Origin of the sequence: Pseudoalteromonas sp. S1609, from assembly GCF_005887255.1 — a bacterium.
In the GTDB taxonomy this organism is placed as follows: Bacteria; Pseudomonadota; Gammaproteobacteria; order Enterobacterales; family Alteromonadaceae; genus Pseudoalteromonas.
In genome coordinates, this window is record NZ_PNDJ01000081.1 from 1 (window position 1) to 9,415 (window position 9,415).

Annotated in this window: 10 protein-coding genes; 2 read left to right on the forward strand and 8 right to left on the reverse strand. The window is 41.6% G+C overall.

Annotated features, from left to right (window positions below; translation table 11 throughout):
- Nucleotides 1–150: 150 nt before the first annotated feature.
- The 7 genes from CWB76_RS17275 to CWB76_RS17305 form a co-directional block, all read right to left on the reverse strand.
- The gene (locus tag CWB76_RS17275; protein WP_138609262.1) at nucleotides 151–1,983 is read right to left on the reverse strand and encodes a DUF885 domain-containing protein; all 1,833 of its coding nucleotides are present in this window, start codon (nucleotides 1,981–1,983) and stop codon (nucleotides 151–153) included.
- An 84-nt stretch (nucleotides 1,984–2,067) separates the two neighbouring features.
- Entirely contained in the window at nucleotides 2,068–3,204 is a 1,137-nt protein-coding gene (gene hemW / locus CWB76_RS17280) for a radical SAM family heme chaperone HemW (RefSeq protein ID WP_138609264.1), read from the reverse strand.
- Nucleotides 3,201–3,800 (reverse strand): XTP/dITP diphosphatase, encoded by a 600-nt coding sequence (locus tag CWB76_RS17285; protein WP_138569545.1) that lies wholly within the window; start codon nucleotides 3,798–3,800, stop codon nucleotides 3,201–3,203. Before CWB76_RS17285 ends, hemW begins: the two co-directional genes overlap by 4 nt.
- Nucleotides 3,801–3,802: 2 nt before the next feature.
- The gene (locus CWB76_RS17290) at nucleotides 3,803–4,246 is read right to left on the reverse strand and encodes a DUF4426 domain-containing protein (RefSeq protein ID WP_055012523.1); all 444 of its coding nucleotides are present in this window, start codon (nucleotides 4,244–4,246) and stop codon (nucleotides 3,803–3,805) included.
- Between the two features lie 58 nt (nucleotides 4,247–4,304).
- Entirely contained in the window at nucleotides 4,305–4,838 is a 534-nt protein-coding gene (locus tag CWB76_RS17295) for a YggT family protein (RefSeq protein WP_008113334.1), read from the reverse strand.
- 26 nt (nucleotides 4,839–4,864) lie between these two features.
- On the reverse strand, nucleotides 4,865–5,686 hold the full coding sequence (gene proC, locus CWB76_RS17300) for a pyrroline-5-carboxylate reductase (RefSeq protein WP_138609266.1): 822 nt from the start codon (nucleotides 5,684–5,686) through the stop codon (nucleotides 4,865–4,867).
- A 17-nt stretch (nucleotides 5,687–5,703) separates the two neighbouring features.
- Nucleotides 5,704–6,417 (reverse strand): YggS family pyridoxal phosphate-dependent enzyme, encoded by a 714-nt coding sequence (locus CWB76_RS17305; protein ID WP_138609268.1) that lies wholly within the window; start codon nucleotides 6,415–6,417, stop codon nucleotides 5,704–5,706.
- 2 nt (nucleotides 6,418–6,419) lie between these two features.
- Here CWB76_RS17305 and CWB76_RS17310 point away from each other — a divergent pair, with 2 nt between their 5' ends.
- Entirely contained in the window at nucleotides 6,420–7,460 is a 1,041-nt protein-coding gene (locus CWB76_RS17310; RefSeq protein ID WP_010391590.1) for a type IV pilus twitching motility protein PilT, read from the forward strand.
- 9 nt (nucleotides 7,461–7,469) lie between these two features.
- A complete protein-coding gene (locus CWB76_RS17315) occupies nucleotides 7,470–8,606 on the forward strand; it encodes a PilT/PilU family type 4a pilus ATPase (RefSeq protein ID WP_138609270.1) in 1,137 nt (378 codons plus the stop codon).
- Between the two features lie 204 nt (nucleotides 8,607–8,810).
- On the opposite strand, the gene ruvX is transcribed toward CWB76_RS17315, so the two are convergent.
- A complete protein-coding gene (gene ruvX / locus CWB76_RS17320; protein ID WP_013465849.1) occupies nucleotides 8,811–9,260 on the reverse strand; it encodes a Holliday junction resolvase RuvX in 450 nt (149 codons plus the stop codon).
- Nucleotides 9,261–9,415: the final 155 nt, after the last annotated feature.

Here is a 9,415-nt window from a genome sequence, read left to right on the forward strand (position 1 = left end):
GCAGAACCCTTCGGGCAGTGCCTGTTTGGCATTGATGCTGCGTTATCGCCTATTTATGGGGAATAACCACACCACATAGGCTCTGCCTTGCCTAAATACCAAACAGACTGCTGCAAATTTAACCTTGAAAGGTCAACAGACCCTAGATAATTAAGCTTGTTTGCTAGCAACCCACTCATCAACAAAGTTTTCTAGAACGTTCAATGGTACAGGGCCATTCTTAAGCACTACGTCGTGGAACTGACGAATATCAAACTTGTCGCCAAGTTGCTCTTTAGCTGCTTCACGTAGTTCTAATATTTTCAGCATACCTACTTTGTAAGCCGTTGCTTGTGATGGCATTACAATATGACGCTCAACCATTTTTACACCGTCAGAAGTGGCGTTAGGAGTGTTGTTAACGTAGTAATCAATACCTTCTTGGCGAGTCCACTTCATTGCGTGAATACCGGTATCAACCACTAGACGACAGGCACGCCATAACTCCATAGCTAAACGACCAAAATCTGAATACGGGTCTTCATAAAGGCCCATTTCTTTTGGTAGTAACTCTGAGTATAAACCCCAACCTTCAATGTAGGCTGTGTAACCACCAAATTTACGGAACTTAGGCACGCCTTCTAATTCTTGTGAAATAGCAATTTGCATGTGATGACCCGGAATACCTTCATGGTAAGCTAGAGCTTCCATTTGGTAAGTTGGCATTGCTTCCATGTCGTATAGGTTGGCGTAGTAAATACCTGGGCGAGAACCATCTGGCGCAGGTTGTTGATAAAACGCTTTACCTGCCGCTTTTTCACGGAAAGCTTCAACACGTTTTACTATCATGTCGGCTTTTGGCTTTACAATAAACAGCTCATCTAAGCGTGTTTTCATGTTATCAATTAAGCCTTTAGCTTCACTTAGGTACTGCGCTTTACCCGCTTCAGTATTAGCAAGGTAGAATTGCTTGTCGGTTTTCATAAACTGCATAAAAGCGTTTAAGTCGCCCTCAACGCCAACTTTATCTTTAATAGCACGCATTTCATCATGAATACGTGACACTTCGGCAAGACCAATAGCATGAATTTCTTTTGCAGTAAGGTCTGTCGTAGTTGTACGTTTAAGCGCGTTATTGTAAAACGCTTCGCCATCAGGGAATTTCCAAGCACCGTCACGGTCATCAGCACGTTTTTCTAGCTGTGCAATGTAGTTAATTAACTTAGAGTAAGCAGGTTTAACTGCTGTTTTTAATGCTTTAGTCGCTTTACTAATAAGTGCATCTTTTTCAGCTTGGTCGATTTCTAATGCATTTACCTTGCGTTTAAAGTCAGCTAAAAGCGTAGAATCTTCACCTTGTTCAAACGGCGCACCTTTAATGATGTTTTTGCTTGAATCAATCACGTGTGGAAATACAAATTTAGGTGCAATAATGTTTTTATCGGCGCGAATTTCTAAGCCGGTAATAAGTTGATCAAATACACCTGGCACCCCATTTAAACGAGCAATGTAATCGTTGGCTTCTTTTACGTTGCTAATTTGATGCTGGTTAATTAAAAAAGCCGGCACCATAGAGTGCGTACCAAACATCTGGTTTACTGGGTAGTTATGGTAACGCCATTTAAAATCAGCAATGCTGGCTTCTAAATCTTGTTTTTTTAAATCATAACTTACTTGAGTCGCTGCATCTAATTGCGCACGGTTAATGCTGTTGAGGGTGACCAAATCGGCTTTAGTTTGCGCCAAGTCTTTAAGCGCTTTTTCTTCGCTGTTGTCATCCCATTTATCGTAATCTTTTTTGATGCCCATGTAGGTTTGATAAACTGGGCTGCTCATTACATCACGATTAAAAGTGTCTTCAAAAAAAGCATTCGCTTTATCAATTTCACTTTGTACCGGTTGAGCTTGAACCGCCGGTGCTGGCGTTGATTGTTGTGTTGCTTGTTGGCAACCAGCAAGCAGTGCCACGCTTACCGTGGCAGCAATTAGAGTAAGTTTACGCATTCGTTTCCCTTTTGTTGTTAGAAACCCATTAGGGTATTTTAATTTTTCATGTATTTACTTTACATGCGCATAACGCCAAAAGCGTTATACGAACAATTCTAGCAGGTCATTTAAAAAGCGATGGCCTTTAAGGCTTACTTGCCAATGGCCGTCTTTTTCTATTAATAAACCTGTGTTAATGGCTTTATTCAAAGCCGCTTGTTGGCTTTGTAATGGCTGATTAGTCAGTGCACTGTAGTCTTCAATCGGGCATGGCTCTGTTAAACGAAAGCGATTCATAAAAAATTCAAACGCTAAGTCGTCTTGTTCTACTTGCCAGCTTTTGTACAAGTAGGGCTTAATAATGTCCATGTAGCCCCGTGGATGTTTAACCTTTTCAGTGCGTGTTATCACCCCCGTTTTCGCATCAGTGACCTTACCATGGGCGCCACAGCCAATACCAAGATAATCGCCAAACCGCCAATAATTCAAGTTATGTTGGCATTGAAAGCCCGGTTTTGCATACCCCGATATTTCGTATTGCTGATAGCCTGCTTGTGCTAATAATGCTTGGCCTTGTTCTTGAATATCCCATAAGGTCTCATCTTGCGGCAACGTGGGCGGTTTTGAAGCAAATTGTGTATTAGGCTCAATGGTGAGCTGATACCAAGAAATATGTGGAGGGCTCAGGGCAATAATTTGTTTTAAATCACTTAGTGCGTCATCGAGAGATTGCCCTGGTAAACCATGCATTAAATCAAGGTTAAAGCTATTCAACCCTGCTTCAGTAGCTTGTTGTGCCGCATAACAGGCTTCATCGGCACCATGAATTCGGCCTAAGGCTTTTAACTTATCATTTTGCATGCTTTGCACGCCAATAGAGATACGGTTAATCCCTGCTTTTACATAATCTTTAAAACGGCCAGTTTCGACTGTGCCCGGGTTTGCTTCAAGGGTTATTTCACAGTTATCGCTTAAACCAATTAGGTTATCGATTTCATTGAGTAAACGGGTATATGCTGCGCCGGTTAATAGGCTTGGCGTGCCGCCGCCAATAAAAATACTGTGAATTTTTCGCCCTTGTACTAAGTGTAAATCAGCTTTTAAATCGTCAATTAAGTGCTGTACATATTCAGCTTCAGGGATGTCACCTTTTTGCCCGTGGCTATTAAAGTCGCAGTAAGGGCATTTTTGCACGCACCAAGGCACGTGCACATATAAACTCAGTGGAGGAAGGTTCACAGGCCGCCTTTGTGTTGTAACTCTTGTAGTAATTTATTAAGTGCTTGCCCACGGTGACTTAGTGCATTCTTCTGCTCTTTTGTAAGCTCTGCACTGGTACAATTTTCTGATGGTACAAAAAAGATAGGATCGTAACCAAAGCCACCTTTACCGTGTTGGCTAAGGGTAATTTCGCCCTCCCAGCTAGCACTGCAAATAAGTGGAGTAGGGTCGTCGGCATGACGCATTAGTACCAACACACACCAAAAGCGAGCGCTGCGATTAGGGTTGTTGCCTAAATCAGCCAGTAATTTATCGATATTATCTTGATCGCTTGCGCTATTTCCTGCAAAACGAGCAGAGTAAACACCTGGCGCGCCATTCAGGCCATCCACTTCTAAGCCTGAATCATCTGCAATAGCAGGCAGTCCGGTAATTTTAGCCGCATGACGCGCTTTAATTATCGCGTTTTCTACAAACGTGGTGCCTGTTTCGGCTACGTCACTGACATTAAAGTCGCTTTGCGGTACAACATTAATATTAAGTGAGCTGAGCATGTTAGCCAGCTCATTCACTTTTCCGGGGTTACCGGTTGCAAGTACTAAGGTGTTGGTCATATTTAATCTACGTAAAATTTTTGCTTAAACTTTAATGTTTGAAACTGATTACCTTGTTGGATTTCAATTTCAAAACGTAAAATTTCTTCGTTGGTGTAATCTACTTGTGCTAGGTAATAAATTGAATCGCCTTCAACGACTTCTTTAAAGTTAAGGGTTTGCTTGTTACCTAATAAGTTTTTAGCGATACCTTGTAATGTCGCTTTTTGAGCGGCTTTATCTGCATTATTTTTTAATATTGAAATATTAACAATACCTTTATAGCCACTACGCTCAAGGTCATAGGCTTTAGCTATTTGCGGTTGAATAAACGTTGATGGAAAGGCTATGTAATGAACTTGCCAAGGGCCTAGTTCTTTGTATTGGGCGCCTTGTTCTTGAGCGCTGTGTGCATTAAATGCTAAAGCGAGACAAGCAATAAAACAAAACTTTATTAAACGTTGCATGGTTAACTCCTGAGTATGTAAAAAAGAGGCGCTAGGCCTCTTTTATATTACGTTGTGCTTAAGCTAAAAGGTCCATTAGCAGCATTTGTAAAAACTGAATGCCGATGATCAGTACCAATACCGATAAGTCTAAGCCTCCTAGTGGAGGTAAGATTTTACGGATCGGCTTTAACATTGGCTCAGTAAGCTGATGGAATACCGCTTCAATTGGGTTATAGCCTTGGCTTACCCAGCTTAAAATAGCGCGGATGATTAACACCCAAAAGACTAAATTTAAACCTTCTTTTAAAACAGTTATTAGCGCCTGTATAAGCACAGGTTGAATAGCCCAAGAGCTATAAATAAGCCACATTAATGTACTTATTTTTGCCGCAGCCACTATAAATGCCAGCAACAAAGAGGCTAAATCAAGCCCGCCTAGCCCTGGAATGATTTTTCGCAGCGGGTTAACTGCAAACGAAGTGGCTTTGACCACAAATTGGCTCATCGGGTTGTAAAAGTCGGCTTTTGCCCACTGTAGCCAAAAACGCAGTAGTACCACCATTAAAAATAGATCAAACAAGGTGCTAATTAAAAATTGCATGGCATTCATAGTATAACCTTCAATAAAAAATGGTTTTAAAGTTCTTGTTCCATTTGCACTGCACGCGCAATGCACGCATCCATTGCATCACCCACAGTTTGGGTTAAACCTTGCGCTTTTAAATGCTCAACAGCTGCATGCGTGGTACCGCCTTTTGAGGTTACATTTGCACGCAGTTGCGAAATGCTAATATCTGGTTGGCTAAGTGCCATTTCAGCTGCGCCTAGCGCTGTTTGCTGTACTAAGCGACGCGCGTCTTCATCATTAAAGCCAAGTGCTTTCGCTTTTTCTTCAATCGCTTCCATAAATAAGAAAAAGTAAGCTGGCGATGAGCCTGTCACAGCAATGATATCGTTAATTTGCGATTCTTGCTCTACCCACACAACTATACCTGTACATTCAAAAACTTGTTGTACAAATTCATGTTCGCTTTGCGTTTCGCCAGCGCCATATAAGCCCGATACACCACGGCCAAGTAACGACGGTGTATTTGGCATACAACGCACCATTTTCACATCTTGGCCAAGCATTTCACGTAAGCGTTTAACGGTTAAGCCTGCAGCGACTGAGATAAATAATTTATCACTAAAGTCGATGCCTGAATCTTGAAATGATTGGCACAAGTCGCCCATCATTTGTGGTTTAACAGACAGAACAATGACATCTGCATCGCGCATAGCTTCGTTATTATCACTGGTGGTTTGCACCTTAAAGTCGGATGCTACCTTGGCTAGTTTTTCTTGGTTGCGGTTAGTTGCAATAATATTGTTTGCGTTAAAGCCGTTTTTTACCATGCCACCAATGATGGCGTAGCTCATATTACCTGTGCCTATAAATGCGATTTTTTTATCTGACATATGTCTGTTATCACCTTTTAAGTTCGTGTTCCAAAAATATCTGTGCCGATCCTCACCATGGTTGAACCTGCCGCTATGGCAGTCTCTACATCGTTACTCATCCCCATCGACAACGTATCTATATGAGGATATTGGGTCTGTAGTTTATCAAAGCAAGTTTGTAATTGCTCAAAATATTGAATTTGCGTGTTAGCATCGTCACTTTTTGCAGGAATAGCCATTAGTCCGCGTAATTTTAACTGTGAACACTGACTTATAAATTGCGCTAGTTGGTCAATCTCTTCTATGGTACAGCCTGATTTAGCATCTTCTGCGCTAATATTAACTTGTATCAGTACATTAAGAGCGGGCATTTCCTGTGGGCGCTGAGCGTTTAAGCGTTTTGCTATTTTTAGTCTATCGACGCTTTGTACCCAGTCAAAATTAGCAGCCACCAAAGCGCTTTTATTTGACTGTATAGGGCCAATGAAATGCCAAACAATATCGCTAAATGTGGCTAGTTGCGCTATTTTATCTACAGCTTCTTGAACATAAGATTCACCAAATTGGCGTTGCCCTTGCTCATAAGCTGCCATAATATCAGAGGCGGGTTTGGTTTTAGATACTGCAAGTAACGTAATTTCGTTACTATTACGCTGTGCATTTTGCGCTGCCTCTGCCATTCTAGCGTAGGCGGATGTGAGTCGTTCTGCTATTGTAACCATATATTTATCAGTTAGTTGTGGAGTCATAAATGGATATCACCGAATTATTGGCATTTAGTGTGCAACATAAAGCATCAGATTTGCACTTATCATCAGGGGTGTCACCTATGATACGTGTTGATGGTGATGTGCGACGTATTAATATACCAGCACTTGGAGATAAAGAAGTCAGCAGTCTGGTTTATGACATTATGAACGATAACCAGCGTAAGGACTATGAACAAAATCTCGAAGTGGATTTTTCTTTTGAAGTCCCTAATTTAGCACGTTTTCGTGTAAATGCCTTTAACTCTAATCGTGGTCCTGCTGCCGTGTTTCGTACTATCCCGAGTGATGTATTGACACTTGAAGATTTGGGCGCGCCGGAAATATTCAAACAAATTTCAGATAACCCACGAGGCTTAGTATTAGTTACCGGCCCTACAGGCTCAGGTAAGTCGACTACACTCGCAGCCATGGTGGACTATATAAATCAAAATAAACATCATCATGTACTGACCATTGAAGATCCTATCGAATTTGTGCACGATAATAAACTCAGCTTAATTAATCAGCGTGAAGTTCACCGCGATACACATAGTTTTTCTAATGCCTTGCGAAGTGCATTGCGTGAAGACCCTGATGTTATTTTGGTAGGTGAGCTACGAGATCTAGAAACTATTCGCCTTGCTATGACTGCTGCTGAAACTGGTCACTTAGTGTTTGGCACTTTGCATACCACGTCGGCACCTAAAACCATTGACCGTATTATTGACGTATTTCCTGGTGAAGAAAAAGACATGATCCGCTCTATGCTCTCTGAATCATTGCGTGCGGTTATCTCACAAACACTGATCAAGAAGGTCGGTGGAGGGCGAGTAGCTGCACACGAAATCATGTTGGCAACGCCTGCTATTCGTAACTTAATTCGTGAAGATAAAATTGCTCAAATGTACTCATCGATTCAAACTGGTGCGTCGCAGGGCATGCAAACCATGGATCAATGTTTAACGAATCTAGTTAACCGAGGCATTATCACTCACTCAGCGGCGTATACAAAAGCACAAGATAAGACGCAGTTTAGCGCTTAAGGAATTATTATGACTTTATCTCTAAATCACTTTTTACAAATAATGATCGACAAAAAAGGCTCTGATCTATTTGTATCAAGCCAGCTGCCTATCAGCGCTAAAATTAATGGCGAGCTGATACCTCTTAATGATGACAAGCTAACCGATGAGCAAGCGCTGGAATTAGTTGAATCAGCGATGAGTGAAAAGCAAAAAGCAGAGTTTCATAACACCAAAGAGTGTAACTTTGCGATTGCAACCAGCGAAGGGCGCTTTCGTATTTCGGCTTTTTGGCAACGCGATAGAGCGGGGATGGTTATTCGCCGGATTGTGACCCAAATACCTGATGTAAAAGAGCTTGGATTGCCATCAGCGCTTACAGATGTGATTATGTCAAAGCGCGGACTGGTATTATTTGTCGGTGGTACTGGAACAGGTAAATCAACGTCTTTGGCGGCGCTTATTGGTTATAGAAATCGCAATCAACGTGGGCATATTTTAACTATAGAAGATCCAATAGAGTTTGTTCATGAACATAAAAAAAGCATTATTACTCAACGTGAAGTGGGCTTAGATACTGAAAGTTTTGAGTCAGCACTAAAAAGCTCTTTACGCCAAGCGCCTGATGTTATTTTGATTGGTGAAATTCGATCGCAAGAAACTATGGAGTATGCGTTAAGCTTTGCAGAAACAGGTCATTTATGTGTTGCCACCTTACATGCTAACAATGCTAACCAAGCTATTGATCGTATTATGCACTTAGTTCCAAAAGAGAAGCACGATAAGCTTAAATATGATTTAGCATTAAACTTACGCGCTATTATTGCCCAGCAGCTTATCCCTACCTCTGATGGTGAGGGACGTGCTGCTGCTATAGAGGTATTATTGAATACGCCAATGGTGAGTGAGCTGATTAAAAACGGTAACATTGGTGGTATTAAAGAAACTATGGCCAAATCAACTGAAATGGGCATGCAGACCTTTGACCAAGCGCTGTTTGAGCTTTACAGACAGCAACGGATTAACTATGCCGATGCACTTCATCATGCAGACTCGCCAAATGATTTACGTTTAATGATAAAACTGCGTAATAACGAGCAGCAAGGGGCAGGCTTTTTGCAAGGTGTAACCATTGATGGCCTTGATGATAAAGGTAATATTACCTAAGGACAATTAACTCGTTGCTGCCTACATGGATATAAGCCAGTAGAATAACGTAGGAGCAGTTATCGAGCCAGCTAGGTTATAAACCTCGCGCCATGATTAAATCGCACCTTACTTGAACGAGTTTTAATCCGCAAAGGTTAATAGACCCAAATCTAAATCCACGCATAAAAAAAGCGCTTTAAGCGCTTTTTTTGTTAAATCAATTTATTCGCCATAACTGGCTTCAAAAAAGCTCTCTAGAATTATCACCGCAGACATATTATCTACGTTGCCTTTACCTAAGTTTTTATAACCACCACGTTCAAACAACCGTGCTTTAGCATCAGCGGTAGTTAAGCGCTCATCTTGAGTATGAACCGCTATACCGTAATGATTATGCAAACGGTTGGCGAACTTTTTGGCTTTAAAGGTAACCTCTTGAGAAGTGCCATCCATATTAAGCGGTAAGCCAACCACCATTAAGTCAGGTTGCCACTCTTTTACCTGTACAGCAATGTCATCCCAATTAGGGATGCCATCTTGAGCTTTCACCGCCTTTAGGCTGGTGGCGCTGCCTGTCAATTCTTGACCAATTGCAATACCAATGCTCTTAGTACCAAAATCAAATCCCATTACGGTGCGCTCACCTTGCGGTTTTACTGTTTTTTTAGTCATGTTTGTCTTTTATGTTATTAGGGTCTGTTAACCTTTCAAGGTTGAATTTGCAGCAGTCTGTTTGGTATTTAGGCAAGGCAGAGCCTTTGTGGTGTTATTCCCCATAAATAGGCGATAACGCAGCATCAATGCCAAACAGGCGCTGCCCGACGGGG

Excerpts from the sequence above, each read along its gene's own strand:
- CWB76_RS17275 (WP_138609262.1), bottom strand. The coding sequence starts at position 1,983 with ATGCGTAAACTTACTCTAATTGCTGCCACGGTAAGCGTGGCACTGCTT.
- CWB76_RS17285 (WP_138569545.1), bottom strand. The coding sequence starts at position 3,800 with ATGACCAACACCTTAGTACTTGCAACCGGTAACCCCGGAAAAGTGAAT.
- CWB76_RS17290 (WP_055012523.1), bottom strand. The coding sequence starts at position 4,246 with ATGCAACGTTTAATAAAGTTTTGTTTTATTGCTTGTCTCGCTTTAGCA.
- CWB76_RS17295 (WP_008113334.1), bottom strand. The coding sequence starts at position 4,838 with ATGAATGCCATGCAATTTTTAATTAGCACCTTGTTTGATCTATTTTTA.
- proC (WP_138609266.1), bottom strand. The coding sequence starts at position 5,686 with ATGTCAGATAAAAAAATCGCATTTATAGGCACAGGTAATATGAGCTAC.
- CWB76_RS17305 (WP_138609268.1), bottom strand. The coding sequence starts at position 6,417 with ATGACTCCACAACTAACTGATAAATATATGGTTACAATAGCAGAACGA.
- CWB76_RS17310 (WP_010391590.1), top strand. The coding sequence starts at position 6,420 with ATGGATATCACCGAATTATTGGCATTTAGTGTGCAACATAAAGCATCA.
- CWB76_RS17315 (WP_138609270.1), top strand. The coding sequence starts at position 7,470 with ATGACTTTATCTCTAAATCACTTTTTACAAATAATGATCGACAAAAAA.
- ruvX (WP_013465849.1), bottom strand. The coding sequence starts at position 9,260 with ATGACTAAAAAAACAGTAAAACCGCAAGGTGAGCGCACCGTAATGGGA.